The sequence below is a fragment of the Bradyrhizobium sp. ISRA464 genome (assembly GCF_029910095.1).
GTDB lineage: Bacteria > Pseudomonadota > Alphaproteobacteria > Rhizobiales > Xanthobacteraceae > Bradyrhizobium.
In genome coordinates this window covers 2,594,153-2,613,717 of sequence record NZ_CP094526.1, presented here as the reverse complement: position 1 = coordinate 2,613,717, position 19,565 = coordinate 2,594,153, and the positions used below count along the sequence as shown (strand labels likewise).

The following is a 19,565-nucleotide window of genomic DNA, read 5'->3' as shown; positions in this document are numbered from 1 at the left end:
GACATGGAAAGACGGATGTCATGACTGCCTCCGCCCTCGCCGAAGAAGCCTCGCACGATCAAGCCTTGAACGAGCAAGCCTTGCACGACGAAGCCTTGCGCGCGCGCATCCACCAGGAGATGGCCGACAATCTCGACGAGGAACTCGAGCTCGAGCTCGACGATACCAGGCTCGACGACCTCGACCACGAGGCGAGGTCCGGCGAACCGGCGCTCGACCGCAAGCTCTATTTCCGCGAACTGCTGCGGCTGCAGGGCGAGCTGGTCAAACTGCAGGACTGGGTGCATCACGAGAAGAAGAAGGTCGTCATCCTGTTCGAGGGGCGCGATTCCGCCGGCAAGGGCGGCGTCATCAAGCGCATCACCCAGCGGCTCAACCCGCGCGTCTGCCGCATCGCGGCGCTGCCGGCGCCGAGCGAGCGCGAGCGCACGCAATGGTACTTTCAGCGTTACGTCGCGCATCTGCCGGCCGGCGGCGAGATCGTGCTGTTCGACCGCAGCTGGTACAACCGCGTCGGCGTCGAGCGGGTGATGGGATTCTGCACCGAGGAGCAGTATCAGGAGTTCTTCAAATCGGTCCCCGAGTTCGAGCGCATGCTGATCCGCTCCGGCATCATTCTGCTGAAATACTGGTTCTCGATCACCGACGAAGAACAGCAGTTCCGTTTCACGATGCGGATCCAGGATCCGCTGAAGCAGTGGAAGCTGAGCCCGATGGACGTCGAGGCCCGCAGTCGCTGGGAGCAGTACACCAAGGCCAAGGAGACGATGCTGGAGCACACGCATCTGCCCGACTCGCCGTGGTGGATCGTCGACGCCGTCGACAAGAAGCGCGCCCGGCTCAACTGCATCTCGCATCTGCTGAGCCAGATCCCCTATCAGCAGGTCGCGCACGATCCCGTCGTGCTGCCGCCGCGGGTGCGCAACCCGGACTATCACCGCGGCCCGATCCCGCCGGAGATGTACGTGCCGGCGAGGTACTGATCTATCCACACGCAACCTACGCCCCCTCTCCCGCTTGCGGGGGAGGGTTGGGGTGGGGGTCTCACCGCGAGTCGTACTGTGGAGAGAGCCCCCACCCGCAACGCATCTATCGATGCGTTGCGACCTCCCCCGCAAGCGGGAGAGGTGAAGATCAAGACATAGGCAATGACGCCACCTCGCCTACTAATGGCGCAGGCGGGCACTATTGCTGCAACCATAGGCCGACGCTAGGCTTCCCCGATTTGGTGCAGGGAGGCCCACGTGACTCAATCCGACGACCTGAAGATTTCCGAAGACCGCCGCGACGCGCTGCGCTATGCGCTCGGGATCGGCAGCGGCGCCGCGCTCGCGGCCGCGCTGGCAACCCCGGCTTCGGCTGATACCCAAGCCGACAACACGCTCGACCGTATCAGAGCCAACAAGGTGCTGCGCATCGCCGTGCTGCCGGGCGAGCTGCCCTACTTCAACAAGGATCTCGCCACCGGCACCTGGTCCGGCTTCTCGATCGAGATGGCGAACGACCTCGCCAAGCTGCTCGACGTCAAGCTGGAATATGTCGAATCGACCTACGGCAACTCGATCCTCGATTTGCAGGCCAACAAGATCGATCTCGGCTTCGCGCTCAATCCGACACCGCAGCGCGCGCTGGTGGTCGATTTCACCAATTTGGTGTTTCCACATCCGTTCGGCGCGATGCTGAAGAAGGGCCTGGAGGCCAAGACCTGGGCCGACATCAACAAGCCCGAGGTCAAGATTGCCGTCGACGTCGGCTCGGCCAACGAGGCGGTGGCCCGGCGCTTTGCCCCCAACGCCACCATCAAGTCGCTGAAGTCGCGCGACGAGGTGATGCTGGAGATGTCGTCCGGCCGCGTCGATTGCGTCGTCAACGCGCTGGTGCTGGGCCTGACCGCGATCGCCAAGAATCCGAACCTCGGCACCTACAAGATCCTGCAGTCGCCCTCGGTGACGATCGCGAGCGGCACCGCGGTGCGCCGCGAGCCCGACAAGCGCTGGCGCGATTTCCTGTCGGTGTGGATCGACTACAACCGCGGCATCGGCCAGATGCGCGAATGGTTCGTCAAGGGCCTCGGCCTCGCCGGCGTCAAGCCGGAGGACGTGCCGGTCGAGTTGAATATTTGAGGTGGGCTTGCCGCAAGTGATCCCCCTCTCCCGCTTGCGGGGGAGGGTCGGGGTGGGGGTGCCGCCGCGCGCGACGCTCTTTGTGTGGGGAAAGCCCCCACCCGGATCGCACCTTCGATGCGATCCGACCTCCCCCGCAAGCGGGAGAGGTGAACCACCGATGTGGCGACTCTGTAGGATCGCTCACACCTTGTCATAGGTCAGCCCGCGCTCCAGCCGCCGTGCCAGCAGCGTCGAGGGGAACAGGATCGCGAAGTAGATCAGCGCCACGATCGTGTAGACCTCGAGCGGCCGGTAGGTGTCGGCGTTGATCAGGGTCGCGTTGTAGACGAGATCGGGCACCGCGATGATCGAGACCAGCGAGGTGTTCTTCAGCTGCGTCACCGACTGGTTGACATAGGGCGCCATCATCGGCTTCAGCGCCTGCGGCAGGATCACGAGCCGCATCAGCGGCCAGCCGCGGAAGCCGAGCGCCTTCGCCGCATCCCACTGCCCGACCGGCACGCTCTCGATGCTGCCGCGCACGATCTCGGCATAGAACGCGCCGCCATAGAGCGAGAGCACGCTCATCGCCGCGACATGCGCCGGGATGTTGACGCCGATCACGACCGGAAAGGCGTAATAGAACCAGATGATCTGCACCAGCAGCGGCGTGCAGCGGAACGCTTCGATATAGGCGATCAGGAGCCAGTCGATCACCGGGATCCGCCGCAGGCGCAGCATGCCGACGATCAGGCCGATCAGCGTTCCCAGGATGATGGTGCCGAGCGTGTAGGCGATGGTCCAGCCAAGCCCGAGCCAGAACAGATGGCTGTATTTGGCAAGGATGCCGAAATCCCAAACGTAGTTCATCCTGCCCCTCGATTGCCGGGAGTCCCGCGCCCGTCGATCATCCGATGCTCCAGCATTGCAGGCGAACCGGCGGGAGTCACGCGATATAGCGGCTCGGCGCAAAGGCCTGTGTATCGAACGGCGGCGCACTGCCTGCGATCATCGCAGCGATCGCAGCGCCGGTGCCGGGGCCCGTCGTGAAACCGATGTGCTGGTTGCCGAAGGCGAGCCAGAGGCCGCGATGCCGCGGCGCCGGGCCGATCATCGGCAGGCTGTCGGGCAACGTCGGCCGCGCGCCGCGCCAGCGCTCGCCGACGGCGTCACCGAACTCGATCACGCTGCGCGCCAGCGGCACCACCGTGTCGAGCTGGGAGAAATTCGATGGCGCGTCGCGCGCCGCCAGTTCGACGCCGCAGGTCACGCGAATGCCCTGCTCCATAGGCGTCATCACGAAGCTGCCGTCCGCATCATGGATCGGCCGCAGCAATTTGCGTGCCGGGTTCGGCGCGAAATGCTGGTGATAGCCGCGCTCGAATGCCAGCGGCACGCGATAGCCGAGTGGCCGCAACAGCTCCGCCGACCACGGCCCGAGCGCGACCACGACATGGCGCGCCGCGATCTCGCCGTCCGCGAGTTGCACGCGCCAGCCGTTGCCTTGCGACGCGATCTGCCTGATCTGGGATTGCCGGATCACGCCGCCGCCACCCGCCAGCATCCTCGCGTAATCCTTGACCACCGCACCTGGCGAATCGACCGATGCCGTCTGCGTGTGCAGGAGGCCGACGCTGTAGGCAGGAATGATGTTGGGCTCGAGCGCGGAGATCGCCTGGCGATCCAGCACCTCGCTCTTGATGCCGTATTCGGCGAGCGCCGCCTGCTCCGCCCTGGCGTTCGCGAGCCCATCGCCGCGCCAGGCCTTCAGCCAGCCGGTCTCACGAATGCGGCTCCCCGCGCCCGCCTGCACGATCCAGTCGCGATGCAGCTGCAGCGACATCCCGATCAGCCCGCGCAGCGCGACCGCGCGCGGCTTGGTCTGCGACGGCGCGGTGCTGGCGAGGAAGCGCATCATCCAGCCGGCATTGGCAATGGCCCAGGGAATATTCCAGCGCAGCGCCGGATGCTGGTTGGTCAGGTATTTCGGCAGGTTCTTCCAGAGCGCGGGCGTGTTGAGCGGGAAGATCGAGCCCGACGAGAGAATCCCGGCGTTGCCGTAAGAGGTTTCGCTGCCGGGCTCGCGGCGGTCGACGACGATGACCGACAGTCCGCGCTGCCGCGCCGCGAGGCCCGCGGAGATGCCGACCATGCCGGCGCCAAGCACGGCGACATCAACCTGTTGTCCCGGGGCGTCCTCCGTCATGCCATCACATCAAGGTCAGGCCGCCATCGACCGGCAGCATAGCGCCGGTGACATGTCCCGCCTCCGGCGACAACAGGAACGCGACCACGGCTGCGACCTCGTCGGGCTGCCCCAGCCGCTGCATCGGATTGGCTTTCGCCACGCGTTCCCAGGCCGCAGGATCCAGCGCTCCGACCAGGCCGGGATCCTTCTGCGTATAGCCGGGCACCACGGCGTTGGCGGTGGCGCCCGAGGCGGCGAGCTCGATCGCCAGCGACTTCACCAGCACTTCGAGCGCGGCCTTGGCCGCGGCCGATCCGGGAAAGGTGCCGCCGGGCACGAAGCGATGCGCCCCGAAACTCGAGACCGCGACGACCCGCCCGCCTGCGCTGCGCACGAGATCCGGCAGCGCGGCGGCCGCCATTTCATGGAATGCCGCAGCCATCACCGCGAAGGCCCGCTCCAGCGATTCGCGCGGCAGGCTGGCGAAATCGCGCCGGTCGGCAAATCCCGCCGCGTGCACGATCGTATCGATCGGCCCGAATTCCGCGCGCGCCGCATTGACGAATTCGGCGCCCGTCCCGGCCTTGGCAAGATCACCGCCGCGGACAGTGACCTTTGCACCGGCGCGCCGGCACGTCTCGGCGACCGAATTCAGCCGTTCGCGCCCGGCCGCCTCGGCGCCCTGCCCGTGCAGCATCAGGCATTGATCGGGGCCGGCAAGACGGCGCGCAATCGCAGCACCAATGCCCGAGCCGCCTCCCGTGATGATTGAAACCCGCATGAACCGCTGCGCTTTCGAGGACAGCGAACTATAGGTTCGGTGTCACGAAATGCAAATCGGCACGCGCATCGCCGAAAGGTCTAACGCCAGGGCTCGACCAGGATCTTGGTGTGCGCTTCTGGATTGGCGAGATCGGCAAAGGCCTGCGCCACACCATCGATGCCGACGCAGCCGGTTACCAGCGAGGCGGCATCGACCTGCCCTTCCGCGATCAAACGCAGCGAAAAGGCGAACTCCTCCGGCGTGTAACCAAGCACATACTGGACGTTGAGCTCCTTCAGGATGCCGAGCATCGGCTCGGAGCGGTCGGTCTCCATGCAGACGCCGACCACGATAATGCGGGCATCGCGCGGCGCGCCTTCGAACACTTGCTGCAACACACCGGGCACACCGACGCATTCGAAGATCAGCGCGGGCTTCAGCGCCGGCAGCATCGCCTGCAGGGGCGGCCGCGCGGCCTTCTCCTCCGCCGTCATCTGGGCATGCTCGGCCCAGCTCGCATAGGGCTGCGTCTTCGCAGGATCGACGACGACGTCGGCGCCCATCTTTTCCGCGAGCCGGCGCCGCGCGGGCGAGTAGTCGGCGGCGACGATCGGACCGAGACCCTTGATCTTTAGCGCCGCGATCACCGCGAGCCCCACCGGGCCGCAACCGATCACCAGCGGCACCTCGCCGCCGCGAATGTCGGCCTTCGCCACCGCATGCACGCCGACCGCAAGCGGCTCGGTCAGCGCGGCATGTTCGGCGGCGAGCCCGTTCGGCACTTCAAGCAGCAGCGCCTCGCTGAGCAGCATCTGCTCGGCATAGCCGCCGACATTCTCGTTGGAATAGCCGACGCCCCGCGGGCCCTCTGGCGTGAGCAGCGCCGGCACGGAGCACACTTTCGTCCCGGGCTTCAGCTTGCGCGTGGTGTCGGCCCCGTAATCCAGGATCTCACAGCAGAACTCGTGGCCGAACACGACGTCGCGGGAGAGGTCCATCGGCTGGCGGCCGGGAAAGAATTTCGTCAGCTCCACCATGCGGTGGGCATGCTTGCGCGCGTGCAGATCGGAACCGCAGATGCCGCAGGCAAGCGATTTGACCAGCACCTGGCCGGCGCCCGGCTTCGGCTCGGGCAAGGTGTCGACGACGATCTCACCGTTCCTGAAGATGGCTGCGCGCATGATTCCTCCCATGTGGGCTTTTCCCACCTATAGAGCCTATCGGTTCTGATTGAATCAGAACCGAAGCTCCCGATTCTTGCGTTGAGGCGTTTCTTCCCGTCAGCCGGTCGCCATTCCGGATCAAGTTCGCGACAGGCTTTTCGCTCGAAAACGCGACCGAGGATCACTACGCACCGCGCCGTTGCCGGGATTCGTGCCCGGCACACTGTGGCGGTCAGGCGTTTGGCGACGGCTCGCCCGCGACGGCGAGCAATTGCGAGCGGCGGACGCGCTCGCGATGCGCAGTGTAGAGGCCGGAGGCGACGATGAAGGCGGCGCCGACGATGGTCCAGCCGTCGGGCACTTCACCGAAGATCAGGAAGCCGAGGATGCTGACCCACAGCAATTGCGTGTAGGAGAACGGCGCGAGCACCGAGGCGTCGCCGTACCGGAACGCCAGCACCACGATCCACTGCCCCGCGGTGGAGGCCACCCCGATCAGGATGCCGAACATGATGTCGTGCCAGGTCGGCGTGACCCAGACGAACGGCACCAGCGCGCTGACGATGGCAACTCCGACGATTGCCGAATAGGCCATGATGGTGACGGAGCGTTCGCCGCCGCTCATCATCCGCGTCATGATCAGCGTGACCGCCCACGCCAGCGCCGAGACGATCGGGAAGAACGCCGCCGGATGGAACGCGCTGGTGCCGGGCCGCAGGATGATGAACACGCCGACCAGACCGACCGCGGTTGCGATCCAGCGGCGCAGGCCGACCTTCTCGCCGAGGAAGGCGATCGACAGCGCGGTGACGAACAGCGGCGAGACGAAGCTCGTGGCTGACGCCTCCGCGATCGGCAGAAAGCCCAGCCCTGTGATGAAGATCAGCGAGGAACCAAGCAGCGCCGCACCGCGCAGCGCATGCAACCCGGGACGGCGGCTCTGCATCGCAAACAGCGGCGTGCCCGGCAGCATCGCCGGCGACATGATCAGCGCGAACACCAGAAAGCGGATCCAGGCGATCTCGATCGCGGGCAGCGTCGACGACAGATATTTCGCGGTGACGTCGGAGGTGCCCAGAAACACCGTCGACAGCAGGATCAGCGCGATGCCCCTAAACGGCCGGTCCGTGCGCGCCGGCGCCTTCGGCGCGGCGGACTTCTTTTCAGGCAATGGCAGAAGGGCGCTGTCCAGCCTGGCGGCTGCGGCGGGGGGCGGCGTCACGGCAATCTCGAAGACAAAATAAAGCGAATCTGCTGATGGCCAGAAAACGCCAATTCCGCCGCAAGGACAATGCCCGAAAACGGGACTCGGATATGCGCCAGCGTGCGCGGCGGCCTGTCACGGGCAACACGCAAGCGCGACTGAAACAGTTTGTTAAGAACTGTGTGCGCGCCGAGGCCTCGCATTCGCATTGAAGCAACGCGACTGCAGCTTCTGCTCACCTCTCCCCAACGGGGAGAGGTGATTTGCGCGGCAAATCGGGTGAGGGGGTTCAGGTCCCACGATAGGGCGCTACCCCTCACCCGCGCCTTCGGCGCGACCTCTCCCCTATCGGAGAGGTTTCACAGCGGCATTGCGGAGACAGCTCAACGCAATCTCACGCTCTACAGCATCGGCAGTGAACGCGGCTTCGGCCCGCGCGGAAACGCCTTGTCGAGCGCCGCGATCTCGCTGTCGCTGAGCTTCAGGTCTCCGGCTGCGGCATTCTCGGCCGCGTGGTCCGCGCTCGACGCCTTCGGAATCGCAAGCACCGATGGATTGCGGGTGAGGAAGCTCAGCGCGACCTGGCGCGCGGTCGCCTTGTGCGCCTGCGCGATCGATTGCAGCACCGCACCGCCCTTGCTGGATGGCGAGGGGAAATCGTCGTGGCCGAACGGCGAGTAGGCGACCACGGCGACGGCATGCTGCGCGCACCACGGGATCACGGCATGCTCGATCGCGCGCTCCTGCAGATGATAGAGCACCTGATTGCAGGCGATCCTGCCTTCGCCCGCGACATCGAGCAGCTCGTCGAGATCGTCGGCGTCGAAATTGCTGACGCCCCAGGAACGGATCTTGCCGGCCGCGATCAGATCGTCGAAGGCCGCAACCGTGTCGGCAAGCGGATAGGATCCGCGCCAGTGCAGCAGATAGCAGTCGAGCCGATCGGTCTTCAGCCGCTTCAGCGAGCGCTCGCAGGCGGTGATCGTGCCGCGCCGCGAGGCGTTGCTCGGCAGCACCTTGGACACCAGAAACAGCTCGTCGCGCCGGCCGGCAATGGCATCCGCGATCACAAGCTCGGCGTCGCCATACATCTCCGCGGTGTCGATATGAGTCATGCCGGCGTCGATGCCGCGCTTCAGCGCGGCGACGGCCGCCTTGCGGTCACCGTGATCGAGATACCAGGTGCCCTGCCCGATCGCCGAAACCTGCGGGCCGCCTTTGCCGAATGATCTTGTCTGCACGATCGCCTCGTCGCTCCATGGAACTGCGCGTCAACCATAGACCATACAGGCAAATGATGTCGCCACGTCGCAGCTCCCGCGAAAGCAAGGGGCACGATCACGCCAGTCGATGCATTCCGCGCGCCGATCAGTTACGCTCCCGGCGGCTGGACTCGCCGCAATCCGCTACGCTATATTTCAGATTATATAACGAAAGGACTGGACATCAGATGCGACCACGCCGCTCCGCCATCGCCATCCGCCACGTGGCGTTCGAGGATCTGGGACTGCTCGCCCCGATCATGGAGCGTGCGGGCTGGAGCGTGTCGTTCTGCGATGCGCCGGTCGACGACCTCACCGATCGCGCGATCAGGGATGCCGATCTGCTGATCGTGCTGGGCGGCCCGATCGGGGTCTATGAGACCGACAAATATCCGTTCCTCGCCACCGAGATCGCGCTGCTGGAGCACCGGCTGCGCCGCGACCTGCCGACGCTCGGCATCTGCCTCGGCGCCCAGTTGATGGCGCAGGCGCTGGGCGGTCGCGTCTTCCCCGGCGACGTCAAAGAAATCGGCTGGGGAACGATCGATCTGACGCGTGAGGGCGCGTCATCCTGCCTCAACAAGCTGGGAACCGACCCCAAGGTGCTGCATTGGCATGGCGACACCTTCGATCTGCCTGAGGACGCCGTACGGCTGGCATCGAACGCCAATTACGCGAACCAGGCGTTTGCCTATCGCCGCAACGCGCTCGCACTGCAATTCCATCTCGAGGCCGATCCGCGGCAGCTCGAGGAATGGTATGTCGGGCATGCCGTCGAACTGTCGGCCGCAAACATCTCGATTCCGGCGCTGCGCGCCACGACGCAGGCGCTCGCCAGGACAGTCGCCGTACAGGCCGAGCAGGTCTTCAGCTGTTGGCTTCAGACCACCGCGCAGACCGATGACGCACTTCGGCCCGGCGCAAGCACATAGGCGGGTTTGCGTCGTGATGCGCCTGCTTGCGAGCGCAGGACGCGCGTCTTGGGGCGGTTCCGCTACCGATCCAGCCTGCTGATATCAGCCACCAGCACCGAGCCCGTCACCGACTCCGTGATGTAGAGCCGGTCGCGGTTGGCGCCGCCGATCGCGACATTGGTGCAGCTCTGCCCGGCACAGGACTTGATCCGCGCGATGCACTCGCCGTTCGGCGCGAACACGAAGACGTGGCCGAGCGAGGCGTGCGCGACGAACAGCCGCCCGTCTTTGTCCATCGTCATGCCGTCGGGCCCGCTCGGGCCGAACAGCGAGCAGAAGCGCCCGACCTTGGAGATGCTGCCGTCCTTCATGAACGGCGCGCGCCACACCGCATTGTCGCGCGTCATGGCAACGAACAGCACCGTCTCGTGCGGATCGAGCACGAGACCATTCGGGCTGATCCCGGTATCGATCAGGCAATCGAGCTGCCCGTTAGTCCGCAAGCGATAGACGCGTCCGGTCGGATCGTGCAGGCCGGTCTGGCCCTGGTCGGTGAAATAGATGTCGCCGTTCGACGCGATGTGCAGGTCGTTGCAGCCGCGGAACGATTCCGAGTTGCGCGACCGCAGCACCGGCGCGACCTTGCCCGCTTTGGCGTCGAGCTCCATCAACCCGTGCCGGTAATCGGCGATCAGGATGCGGCCCCTGGCGTCGATCTTCAGCCCGTTCGGCCAACCGTCATACTCCGCGACCAGCGACCAGGTCTTGTCCGGCGCGATGCGCAAGATGCGGCCGAACGGGATATCGACGATGTAGAGATTGCCCGATGCATCGAATGACGGTCCCTCGATGAAGCAGTCGGTGATCGCGCCCGGCCGGTTGGCATCGGCCCATTCGGTCGATACCTTGCGGCGGAATTCGGCCGGCACGGCGGAGAAGATTTCGGTCGGGATCAGTTTTGGCGGCGTTTCCAGGTACATCATTATTGGTTCACCCGTTGGCGGAACGGGTGGACCATAGATCGATCCTTTCGTCATTGCGAGAAGCGATCGCGACGAAGCAATCAACACCTCCCAACGCATGGAGGTATGGATTGCTTTGCGGAGCCTATCATCCGGCGGCGCTTCGCGCCGACCGGGTGCCTCGCAATGACATGGAAAGGCGTTCAGTTCATCGCGGAACTATGCCGCGCGGCAAGCACCAAGACGATGACCGACCTGCTCCGCAGCCTGCGCGCTGCCACAGGCCTTGCTCAAGCCGTTGAATCAGGCGTCCTCGGCGACCTTCGTGCCCAGCGGCGCGGGCGCCATTCCGCCGCCCGGCTTCACGTGGAATTCGTAGGTCATCAGATGCCACGGACCGTCCGTGGTCTTGCCGTCCGGCATCACGGAATCGCTGCGCTGCTCGACCTTGGCGATCAACTCGTCCTTCACGCCGAACACGACGTCGGAGTCGATATATTTGTCGCCATCGATGAAGACGTGCGTGATCAGGGGCTCGTAGCCCTTCGCATTGACCAGGAAATGCACATGCGCCGGCCGCATCGGGTGGCGGTTGGTCTGCGTGATCATCTGCCCGACCGGACCGTCAGTCGGGATCGGATAGCTGCACGGCAGGATGGTGCGGAAATAGAAGCGGCCGTCGGCATCGGTGATGAAGCGCGCGCGCGATGATGGCCCTTCGGTGGCGTAGCTCGCCTTCTGCGAATCATAGAAGCCGTCGTCGTCCGCGTGCCAGACGTCGACCGGCACATTGGCCAGCGGCTTGCCGTTGAGGTCGGTGACGCGGCTCTGCACGAACATGCGCTCGCCGGGCAGGTTCGCGGAAATGTCGGTGCCATGCGGCGTCACCTTGTGCTCGCCGACATAGAACGGGCCGAGCACCGTGGTCTCGGTGGCGCCGTCGCGATCGCGGTGGTTGACCGCGTCGACCAGCATCGACACGCCGAGCACGTCCGAGAGCAGGATGAACTCCTGGCGGATGTCGGTGCACTTCTGGCCGGTGCGGGTGAGGAAATCGATCGCGTAGTCCCACTCCTCGAAGGTGAGATCGGTCTTGCGCACATAGTCGTGCAGCGACTTCACCAGTTCCTGCAGCAGGAACTTGGCCCGCGGACTGGGCGTCTGGTCGAAGCTGCGGATGACGGCGGCGGTGAGCTCGGTGTCGTTGAACTGGGTCATCTGGCGTTTCCCTGGCGATCCCTTTGGGGCGCGATTGCAGGTCCCAGCGTACACCACCAACCCTGGGCAGGTAAGCGGCGACCGATTGGTGCAGAACACACTTTTCGGCTATCAAGGCGCACTCGCCAGCCGGAGAAGAGCCTGATGTCAGCCCCTACCCTTGCCTCCCCCGAATCCGCGGGAATGTCGACCGCCGCGCTCAACCGCCTCGAAGCGCATCTGAAGAGCCGCTACATCGAGTCCGGCCGCTTTCCCGGGACGCAGCTCCTGATCCACCGCCGCGGCAAGCTCGTCCATTCCACGGTGCAGGGCTTTGCCGATCTCGAGCGCAAGGTGCCGGTCAAGGACGACACCATCTTCCGCATCTATTCGATGACCAAGCCGATCACATCGGTTGCCTTCATGATGCTGGTCGAGGAAGGCCGCGTCGCGATCGACGAGCCGGTCGCCAAGTACATCCCCGAATGGAAGAACCTCGGCGTGTTCGCCGCCGGCACCCCGCCGGCCTTCCTCACCCGCCCGCCGTCGCGGCCGATGCTGATCGTCGACCTGTTGCGCCACACCTCCGGCCTCACTTACGGCTTCCAGCAGCGCTCCAATGTGGACGCGGCCTATCGCGAAAAGAAGATCGGCGAGGTCGTCAAGGCCGGCACGCTCGACAGCATGATCGAGGATCTGGCGAAGATCCCGCTGGAGTTCTCGCCGGGCGAGGCCTGGAATTACTCCGTTTCGACCGACGTGCTCGGCTACCTCGTCGGCAAGATCTCGGGCCAGCCGTTCGCGCAGTTCCTCAAGGAGCGCATCTTCAAGCCGCTCGGCATGAACGACACCGACTTCTTCGTGCCGGCCGACAAGGCGCATCGTCTGGCCGCCTGTTACTCCGCCGATCCGCAGGGCGGCTTCAACCCGCTCGCCGCCGAGCGCAAGGGCACGCTCACGCTGCAGGACGACCCGGCCACCAGCTCATTCCTCTCGCCGCCCTCGCTGATCTCGGGCGGCGGCGGGCTGTGCTCGACCGCGGCCGACTACCTCACCTTCTGCCGGGCGCTGATCAACGGCGGCGAGCTCGGCGGCATCAGGCTGATCGGCCCGAAGACGCTGAAGCTGATGACCTCGAACCATCTGCCCGGTGGCGTCGACTTGCCGGCGATGTCGCGCTCGATGTTCAGCGAGGCGGCCTATAACGGCATCGGATTCGGCCTCGGCTTCGCCGTCACGATGAACCCGGCGCAGACGCTGATCGCGGGCAGCCCCGGCGAATTCAACTGGGGCGGCGCCGCAACGACGTCGTTCTTCATCGATCCGGCCGAAGAGCTCATCACCATCTTCATGACCCAGGTGCTGCCGTCGAGCGCCTATCCGCTGCGGCGCGAGCTGCGCACGATGGTCTACGCGGCGATCACCGAAAGCAATCTCTGAGACGACGCCATGCCGCGGCGCGCGCCGAGCGCCGCGGCGCTCTCCTGGCAGTCGGCCGCTCCCCGGCGGATTTTCCGCTTCTTTCCTGACTGAACTGATGCCATTCAACTACGGAATGGCTTGCGCGGCCTGCTGCGATGCAGCGGGCAGGTTTCGGGCAAAGCCGAAACGTCGGATCACGCGACATTCTGGCACGCAAGTTGCTAAGCTGGAGCGGGGTTCCGGGCCAGCCCAAATCGAGGGGGAAGACATGTCGACCATCGCAACCGCAGTCGCCGAGACGCGCAAGCCGCTTTACACCTCGCTTTTCGTTCAGGTGCTGGCCGCGCTCCTGCTCGGCATCATCATCGGCGTGGCCGCGCCCGATTTCGCCATCGGGTTGAAGATCTTCAGCGACGCCTTCCTGAAGCTGATCTCGATGATCGTGGCGCCGATCGTGTTCTGCGTCGTGGTGCACGGCATCGCGGGCGCCGGCGACCTGAAGAAGGTCGGACGCGTCGGTGTCAAGGCGCTGGTCTATTTCGAGGCGATGACGACGGTCGCGCTCGTGGTCGGGCTGCTGCTCGCCTATCTGTTCGGGCCCGGCCACGGCATGAACATCGACACCTCCACGCTCGATGCCAAGGCGCTCGGCAGCTATGCCGGCAATGCCCAGAAGCTGAAGGGCGAAGGCATCGGCAGCTTCCTGCTCAACATCATCCCGACCACCTCCTTCGATGCGCTGTCGCGCAACGACGTGCTACAGGTGCTGTTCTTCGCCATCATCTTCGGCGTCAGCCTGGCCCTGGTCGGCGGTGAAAAGGGCGAGAAGATCTCCTCCTTCATCGACGCGCTCTCGACCGTGCTGTTCCGCGCCATGGGCCTCATCGTGCGGTTCGCGCCGATCGGCGTGCTCGGCGCGGTCGCCTATACCGTCGGCAAATATGGCGTCGGCTCGCTGAAGCAGCTCCTGTCGCTGGTCGCGCTGTTCTACGTTTCGGTCGCGATTTTCGTGCTCGGCGTGCTCGGTGCCGTGATGGCGCTTGCCGGCGTGAACATCCTCAAATTCCTCGCCTACCTGCGCGAGGAGCTGATGATCGTGCTCGCGACCGCCTCCTCCGACGCGGTACTGCCGCAGGCCATGCGCAAGCTGGAACGGCTCGGCATCAAGGATTCGGTGGTCGGCCTCGTGATCCCGACCGGCTACTCCTTCAACCTCGACGCCTTCTCGATCTACCTGACGCTGGCCGTCGTGTTCATCGCACAGGCGACCAACACGCCGCTGTCATTCGGCGACCTGCTCCTGGTGCTCGGCGTGTCGCTGATCACCTCGAAAGGCGCGCATGGCGTGCCGGGCTCGGCGATCGTCATCCTGGCGGCAACGCTGAACGCGGTGCCGAGCATTCCCGCGATCGGCCTCGTGCTGGTGCTTTCGGTCGACTGGTTCATCGGCATGGCGCGCGCGGTCGGCAACCTGATCGGCAACTGCGTGGCGACCGTCGTGGTTGCCGCATGGGAGGGCGATCTGGACCGCGACCAGGCCCGCCGCGTGCTCGACGGCACCGAGACGGTGGATGTGACCGCGGGCTGAGGCGCGCGGCATGGCGCCCCCCGCGCGGGGCGCGCCACCGCCGATTGAGCGCTACTTGACGAGCTTCAGATATGGCGGGAACCGCCTGGCTGTGGCCGGCTCCTGCAACTGCCTCTCCGACGCCACCATGTCACACAAGGCCTTCAGCTCGGAGTCCGTGACCTTATGCAGTTCCATCCGAAGCTCAAGGATGGCAAGCGACAGCAGTCGCGCGGTCTCCGCGTTCGCCCGGTCGACCAGAAATGTCTGACATTCTTCCAAGGTCGCTAGCAGCGCCAGCAACCGTTCTTCCGTGCTTGCGACCGGCATATCGTCCACTCCCGAAGCCCTGAGGTCGAGCCAAGGTGGCTCCCTCTTTCGCTTCATTGCCTCTCCGCAAGAATTCGCCGGCTTGTGGTAGGCGTCCATCTCTTACCGATGATCGAGAACTTTTGGGCAATTGTCCAGCAACATTCCGAAAGCCTGACTTGCACTTACGTCAAACTCTGTCGAAGGGGGCCGTCCCGCGCAACTGCGCCGGCCTTCGTGATCCGCGACCGCACCAGCAGGGGTTGCATCCAATCCTCGATGCCCGTACAATAGTTTCGGCCCGTAGAAATACGGGTAACATATCATTGCCGCCCGGTAAGCATTCGCAAAATCTGTTACGATCAAACTCGCGCTAGTTGTGGTTCGGTCAATATTTTGCCAAATGTAGAGGGCGGGGTGTCGACAGACACCTTGGCGCAATCGACTTCAGGTAGTCGAGAGCGCCGTTACTAGGGTGTCTCCAAATGCGCGAATGCGTTTGGATACAATCCCGCGGTCTTCTTGGATTTTCGTGGTTCTCACGACGAACTGACGGTCCACACGAAACTTAACGCGGTACATCATGGACGAATCCCTGACCTATCCGGGCCAGGGCTTCCCGATTGAAGGACGGGTCACCAGAATGAACAGATCAGCAGCAAAGAAGATGAAGCAGCGCAGTGCCGGCAAACCTGACATCGAGTTGGGCAAGCGGATCCGCCTACGGCGTGTGGAGCAGAAGATTTCGCAGGCCGAACTCGGCGACAAGCTCGGCGTCAGCTTCCAGCAGGTCCAGAAGTACGAGAAGGGCGTCAATCGCGTGGGCGCTGCCCGCCTTCAGCAGATTGCGACCGCGCTCGATGTGCCTGTGACCTTCTTCTACGACGGTGACAACAAGGCTCGCGAAGTCGAGAGCCTCCTGTTCCTCGACAGCGCCTTCAGCCTGCGGTTGCTGCGCGCCTACAGCAAGATCAAGGATCAGACCGTTCAGCGCCAGCTGGTGTCGCTGATGGAATCGATCGCCGCCAACGAGGACTGAGCGACACTCAACGTCAGATCGCGGCGCCGTGGACGCGATCGACCAGCTTGAGCGGATTCGGCCGGCAACCGACCGCCGCGACACGCGATCCGCGGGCTGGGCTCGGAGACCATCGAAGCGCTGCCATCGTGAATGGCGGCGCTTTTTTCTTGCGCCGACGCTACTGGATCGGGGCGCCGGACCTCTGCACGATCATGGCCCAGCGCTCGGTCTCTGCCTTGATGTAGGCCGCAAAACCATCCGGCGTCGATGCCGGCAACACTGCAGCCCCAGCGCGGCGAGAAGATTACGGCAACGCAGGGGGCGGAAACCAAAACTTAATCAAGACGCAACGGTCTTGGGATAGATCATCGCCTCCGTACGAATGTGCCGCCCCAGCGTTCGTCGGGCCGGAGGCCAGGCTTTCCGATTTCGACGCACGCGCCGCGGTCCGGGGAAACGCGATATGCAGAGAGTGACACTCGTCGCCATGGCCACGATGCTCGCGGCTCTGCCGGCAGTTGCCCAAACCGCCGGCGCGCCCGGTCCGGCCGCGGCGGTCCCGCCTCATCACACTGCGCCGGCTGCGGCGACGGCGACCACGCCGTCAAACCAGGCCAAGCCGGCCGCACCCACTTCGGCTGCCGAAACGCGGTCGGCCGCCGCGCTCGCGCTGTCGCGCGAGCCGACCTACGACACGGGCAGCGCGCAACGGATTCGCGAAGCGCTGACGGCTTATTCCGATCTCGCCGCCCGTGGCGGTTGGCCCACGATCCCGGCGGACGCGAAATTCGCATTGGGCGTTCCGGGCGCCAACGACGATCTCTTGCGCAAGCGTCTGATCATCACCGGCGACCTCGCCGCCGACAGGGCCAGCGGCGCCTTTGACGAGGTGATGGCCGAGGCGGTGAAGCACTTCCAGGCACGCCACGGTCTGGCAGCGACCGGCACGGTGACGCCGCGGACGCTGGCCGCGCTCAACGTCCCCGTGCAGAAGCGGATCAAGCAGATCGAGGCCTCGCTGGAGCGGCTCGCCCAGATGGATTTCCAGTTCGGCCAGCGCTACGTCGTCGTCAACATTCCCGCCACCTTCGCCGAGGCGGTCGAGGACGACAAGGTCGTGCGACGCTATCGCGTCATCGTCGGCAAGACCGAGAAGCCTTCGCCGACTCTGACGTCCGAGATCACCGACATCATCCTCAATCCGACCTGGACGGTGCCGTCGTCGATCACGAAGACCGAGATCGCGGCGCATATGCGCAAGGACCCGACCTATCTGTCGCGCATGCACATGGACGTGCTCGACGCCCACGACAACCAGATCGATCCGCGTTCGGTGGACTGGTCGGCGCCGAACGTCACGGTGCGACAGCAGAGCGGTACGTGGAATGCGCTCGGCGCGGTCAAGATCGACATGCCGAACTCCTATTCAGTCTACATGCACGACACCAACCAGCGCAGCCTGTTCAGCGAGGACTATCGCTTCGATTCGCATGGCTGCTCGCGCGTCGACAATGTCCGCGATCTCGCGGCATGGCTGCTCAAGGACCAGCCGCAGTGGACGCGCGCCGCCATCGATGCGGCAATCGCCACCGGACAGCGGCAGGACATCCGCATGCTGAAGAAGGTTCCGGTGGCATGGATCTACCTCACGGCGTGGATGACGAAGGACCGGACCATCCAATTCCGCAACGACGTCTACGACCAGGACCAGCAGCTCCTCGAGGCCACCGCCGAGGAAGCCGCTTTCTTCAACAAGGCCGCCGACCATCCGCTGGCCGCGCATCTTGCCCAGTAGACGGATTCGTTCCGTCAATTGCACCGAAACGGGAATTGATCGCGCAACAACGCGGACGCTGACTCAGAGTCGCTTGCCGCGGCTGAACCGATGTTCAGGAAGATTAATTCCTTCAACCTGCATTTCGCCATAGCAACCAATTGATCTCACGGAAGTTCTCCAAGTCTGCAACCGAGGAGTGACTGCAATGAAACTAAAGCTTGCGGTTATGGGACTGGCCGCTCTGGGATGTGCGGTGCTCGTATCCGGCTCAGCTTCGGCAATGCCCAATGGACTCCCCCAGGCCAAGCTGATCACTGGCCAGGCTGCGAATGTCAACCAGGTGCGCTGGGTCTGCGGCCCCCGGGGCCACTGCTGGTGGCGTCCGAACTACTATGGCGCGTATGCCTATGGCGGGCCTCGCCCGGGCTGGCGATGGCGTCACCCGGGGTGGCGGTGGCGTCACCCGGGATGGCGGTGGGGTTACTGACGACCGGAAAAAGAGGAGGCTTCGGCCCCCTCCCTGATAAAGACTATAGCGCCGCCAGCACCGCCTTCGCGACATCGGCAGTGCCGTTGCGGCCGCCGAACTCGAACGGCTTGATGCCCTCGGCATAGACCTTGTCGACCGCGCGTTCGATCCGCTCGCCGGCGGCGGCCACGCTGTCCAGATCATGCCTGTCGGCAAGCCAATCCAGCATCATCGCCGCCGACAGGATCATCGCGGTCGGATTGGCCTTACCCTGCCCCATGATGTCGGGCGCGGTGCCGTGGCACGGCTGGAAGACCGCGTAGCGATCGCCGATGTCGGCCGACGGCGCCATGCCCATGCCGCCGATCAGGCCGGCGGCGAGGTCGGAGAGGATGTCGCCGAACATGTTTTCCGTGACCATGACGTCGAAGTCCCACGGGCGCTTCACCAACGCGGCAGCGGTCGCATCGATATAGAGGTGATCGGCCCGGACGTCGGGATGACGCTTCGCTGTCTCGTCGAAGATCTCGCGGAAGAAAGCGAACGCCTTGAACACGTTCGCCTTGTCGACGCAGGTCAGCCCGCCGCCCACGCGGCCGCGCGCCTTGCGGCGTTCGGCGAGCCGGAACGAGAATTCGAACAGCCGTTCCGAGGTCCGGCGCGTGATCACCATCGTCTCGCGCGCCTCGCTGTCGGTGACGACGCCCTTGCCCATCGAAGCGAACAGGCCTTCGGTGGATTCCCTGATCACGACGAGGTCGATTCCCTTCTGATCGGCGCCGACGATCGAGCTCGAGACGCCCGGGATCAACCGTGCCGGGCGCACGCCGGCATAGAGGTCGAAGATCATGCGCAGTTCTATCTGCGGCGCGATCTCGGTATTGTCGGGGTAGCGTACCGACGGCAGGCCGCAGGCGCCCAAGAGGATCGCGTCGGCCTCCTCGCACAGCCTGATCGTGCTGTCCGGCATCGACTTGCCGGTTTCCTTGTAATGGCCCGCGCCGGCCGGCGCCTCGGTGAAGCGGAATTTCAGACCGGTCGTCGCCTCGATCCTCCGCAGGACCTCGAGCGCGGGCGCCATCACCTCCGGGCCGATGCCGTCACCGCCGAGGACGGCGATATGGAATGCGTTGTTGGCGGACATGGGATTCCCTTGGGTTGAGCGGAGAAAGATGTTTTCGTCATTGCGAGCGAAGGGAAGCAATCCATATCACCGCACGGGAGAGATGGATTGCTTCGTCG

The 19,565-nt window shown here is 64.8% G+C and carries 18 protein-coding genes; 8 read left to right on the top strand and 10 right to left on the bottom strand.

The annotated features are described in order from the left end of the window. The first annotated feature begins 119 nt into the window (after positions 1-119). Positions 120-983, top strand: a complete 864-nt coding sequence (gene ppk2, locus MTX19_RS12160; RefSeq protein ID WP_280984770.1) for a polyphosphate kinase 2 — start codon at positions 120-122, stop codon at positions 981-983. Between the two features lie 261 nt (positions 984-1,244). Continuing rightward, the gene (locus MTX19_RS12155; protein WP_280983799.1) at positions 1,245-2,123 is read left to right on the top strand and encodes a transporter substrate-binding domain-containing protein; all 879 of its coding nucleotides are present in this window, start codon (positions 1,245-1,247) and stop codon (positions 2,121-2,123) included. Between the two features lie 183 nt (positions 2,124-2,306). Here MTX19_RS12155 and MTX19_RS12150 read toward each other — a convergent pair whose 3' ends face one another. The 6 genes from MTX19_RS12150 to MTX19_RS12125 all read right to left on the bottom strand — a co-directional run bounded on the left by MTX19_RS12150 (position 2,307) and on the right by MTX19_RS12125 (position 8,664). After that, the gene (locus tag MTX19_RS12150; RefSeq protein WP_280976686.1) at positions 2,307-2,975 is read right to left on the bottom strand and encodes an amino acid ABC transporter permease; all 669 of its coding nucleotides are present in this window, start codon (positions 2,973-2,975) and stop codon (positions 2,307-2,309) included. Between the two features lie 76 nt (positions 2,976-3,051). Then, entirely contained in the window at positions 3,052-4,311 is a 1,260-nt protein-coding gene (locus MTX19_RS12145) for an FAD-dependent oxidoreductase (RefSeq protein WP_280985980.1), read from the bottom strand. A gap of 4 nt (positions 4,312-4,315) precedes the next feature. Further along, entirely contained in the window at positions 4,316-5,074 is a 759-nt protein-coding gene (locus MTX19_RS12140; protein WP_280985979.1) for an SDR family oxidoreductase, read from the bottom strand. Positions 5,075-5,154: 80 nt separating this feature from the next. Further along, on the bottom strand, positions 5,155-6,237 hold the full coding sequence (locus tag MTX19_RS12135; protein ID WP_280983796.1) for a zinc-binding dehydrogenase: 1,083 nt from the start codon (positions 6,235-6,237) through the stop codon (positions 5,155-5,157). 214 nt (positions 6,238-6,451) lie between these two features. After that, positions 6,452-7,396, bottom strand: a complete 945-nt coding sequence (locus MTX19_RS12130) for a DMT family transporter (RefSeq protein ID WP_280984769.1) — start codon at positions 7,394-7,396, stop codon at positions 6,452-6,454. 428 nt (positions 7,397-7,824) lie between these two features. Beyond that, entirely contained in the window at positions 7,825-8,664 is an 840-nt protein-coding gene (locus tag MTX19_RS12125) for an aldo/keto reductase (RefSeq protein ID WP_280983795.1), read from the bottom strand. Positions 8,665-8,873: 209 nt separating this feature from the next. Between MTX19_RS12125 and MTX19_RS12120 the strand changes: the two genes are divergently transcribed. Continuing rightward, positions 8,874-9,617 carry a glutamine amidotransferase gene (locus tag MTX19_RS12120; RefSeq protein ID WP_280983794.1) on the top strand — a complete coding sequence of 248 codons (744 nt, stop codon included), beginning with the start codon at positions 8,874-8,876 and terminating at the stop codon, positions 9,615-9,617. Positions 9,618-9,679: 62 nt separating this feature from the next. On the opposite strand, the gene MTX19_RS12115 is transcribed toward MTX19_RS12120, so the two are convergent. Continuing rightward, positions 9,680-10,582: an SMP-30/gluconolactonase/LRE family protein gene (locus MTX19_RS12115; RefSeq protein ID WP_280983793.1), complete on the bottom strand. Its 903-nt coding sequence runs from the start codon at positions 10,580-10,582 to the stop codon at positions 9,680-9,682. Positions 10,583-10,864: 282 nt separating this feature from the next. Further along, positions 10,865-11,779 (bottom strand): intradiol ring-cleavage dioxygenase, encoded by a 915-nt coding sequence (locus MTX19_RS12110; RefSeq protein ID WP_280985978.1) that lies wholly within the window; start codon positions 11,777-11,779, stop codon positions 10,865-10,867. A 144-nt stretch (positions 11,780-11,923) separates the two neighbouring features. Between MTX19_RS12110 and MTX19_RS12105 the strand changes: the two genes are divergently transcribed. Together MTX19_RS12105 and MTX19_RS12100 are read left to right on the top strand one after the other, a co-directional pair. Continuing rightward, a complete protein-coding gene (locus tag MTX19_RS12105; protein WP_280985977.1) occupies positions 11,924-13,198 on the top strand; it encodes a serine hydrolase domain-containing protein in 1,275 nt (424 codons plus the stop codon). Between the two features lie 250 nt (positions 13,199-13,448). Next, positions 13,449-14,768: a dicarboxylate/amino acid:cation symporter gene (locus tag MTX19_RS12100; RefSeq protein ID WP_280983790.1), complete on the top strand. Its 1,320-nt coding sequence runs from the start codon at positions 13,449-13,451 to the stop codon at positions 14,766-14,768. 51 nt (positions 14,769-14,819) lie between these two features. Here the strand turns inward: MTX19_RS12100 and MTX19_RS12095 are convergent, their stop codons facing one another. Continuing rightward, positions 14,820-15,077, bottom strand: coding sequence for a hypothetical protein (locus tag MTX19_RS12095; RefSeq protein WP_280983789.1), 258 nt, complete (start codon positions 15,075-15,077; stop codon positions 14,820-14,822). A gap of 622 nt (positions 15,078-15,699) precedes the next feature. Here MTX19_RS12095 and MTX19_RS12090 point away from each other — a divergent pair. The 3 genes from MTX19_RS12090 to MTX19_RS12080 all read left to right on the top strand — a co-directional run bounded on the left by MTX19_RS12090 (position 15,700) and on the right by MTX19_RS12080 (position 18,341). Then, a complete protein-coding gene (locus tag MTX19_RS12090; protein WP_016844123.1) occupies positions 15,700-16,095 on the top strand; it encodes a helix-turn-helix transcriptional regulator in 396 nt (131 codons plus the stop codon). Positions 16,096-16,540: 445 nt separating this feature from the next. After that, complete coding sequence (locus MTX19_RS12085; protein ID WP_280983788.1) at positions 16,541-17,872, top strand: L,D-transpeptidase family protein; 1,332 nt, start codon at positions 16,541-16,543, stop codon at positions 17,870-17,872. 187 nt (positions 17,873-18,059) lie between these two features. Beyond that, a complete protein-coding gene (locus tag MTX19_RS12080) occupies positions 18,060-18,341 on the top strand; it encodes a hypothetical protein (RefSeq protein WP_280983787.1) in 282 nt (93 codons plus the stop codon). A 43-nt stretch (positions 18,342-18,384) separates the two neighbouring features. Here the strand turns inward: MTX19_RS12080 and MTX19_RS12075 are convergent, their stop codons facing one another. Beyond that, complete coding sequence (locus tag MTX19_RS12075) at positions 18,385-19,467, bottom strand: isocitrate/isopropylmalate dehydrogenase family protein (protein WP_280983786.1); 1,083 nt, start codon at positions 19,465-19,467, stop codon at positions 18,385-18,387. Positions 19,468-19,565 lie beyond the last annotated feature (98 nt).

Coding starts and splice junctions, on each gene's coding strand:
- MTX19_RS12115 (WP_280983793.1), bottom strand. CDS start 10,582: ATGATGTACCTGGAAACGCCGCCAAAACTGATCCCGACCGAAATCTTC.
- MTX19_RS12095 (WP_280983789.1), bottom strand. CDS start 15,077: ATGCCGGTCGCAAGCACGGAAGAACGGTTGCTGGCGCTGCTAGCGACC.
- MTX19_RS12075 (WP_280983786.1), bottom strand. CDS start 19,467: ATGTCCGCCAACAACGCATTCCATATCGCCGTCCTCGGCGGTGACGGC.
- MTX19_RS12105 (WP_280985977.1), top strand. CDS start 11,924: ATGTCAGCCCCTACCCTTGCCTCCCCCGAATCCGCGGGAATGTCGACC.
- MTX19_RS12135 (WP_280983796.1), bottom strand. CDS start 6,237: ATGCGCGCAGCCATCTTCAGGAACGGTGAGATCGTCGTCGACACCTTG.
- MTX19_RS12100 (WP_280983790.1), top strand. CDS start 13,449: ATGTCGACCATCGCAACCGCAGTCGCCGAGACGCGCAAGCCGCTTTAC.
- MTX19_RS12145 (WP_280985980.1), bottom strand. CDS start 4,311: ATGACGGAGGACGCCCCGGGACAACAGGTTGATGTCGCCGTGCTTGGC.
- MTX19_RS12090 (WP_016844123.1), top strand. CDS start 15,700: ATGAACAGATCAGCAGCAAAGAAGATGAAGCAGCGCAGTGCCGGCAAA.
- MTX19_RS12080 (WP_280983787.1), top strand. CDS start 18,060: ATGAAACTAAAGCTTGCGGTTATGGGACTGGCCGCTCTGGGATGTGCG.
- MTX19_RS12140 (WP_280985979.1), bottom strand. CDS start 5,074: ATGCGGGTTTCAATCATCACGGGAGGCGGCTCGGGCATTGGTGCTGCG.
- MTX19_RS12150 (WP_280976686.1), bottom strand. CDS start 2,975: ATGAACTACGTTTGGGATTTCGGCATCCTTGCCAAATACAGCCATCTG.
- MTX19_RS12120 (WP_280983794.1), top strand. CDS start 8,874: ATGCGACCACGCCGCTCCGCCATCGCCATCCGCCACGTGGCGTTCGAG.
- ppk2 (WP_280984770.1), top strand. CDS start 120: ATGGCCGACAATCTCGACGAGGAACTCGAGCTCGAGCTCGACGATACC.
- MTX19_RS12085 (WP_280983788.1), top strand. CDS start 16,541: ATGCAGAGAGTGACACTCGTCGCCATGGCCACGATGCTCGCGGCTCTG.
- MTX19_RS12110 (WP_280985978.1), bottom strand. CDS start 11,779: ATGACCCAGTTCAACGACACCGAGCTCACCGCCGCCGTCATCCGCAGC.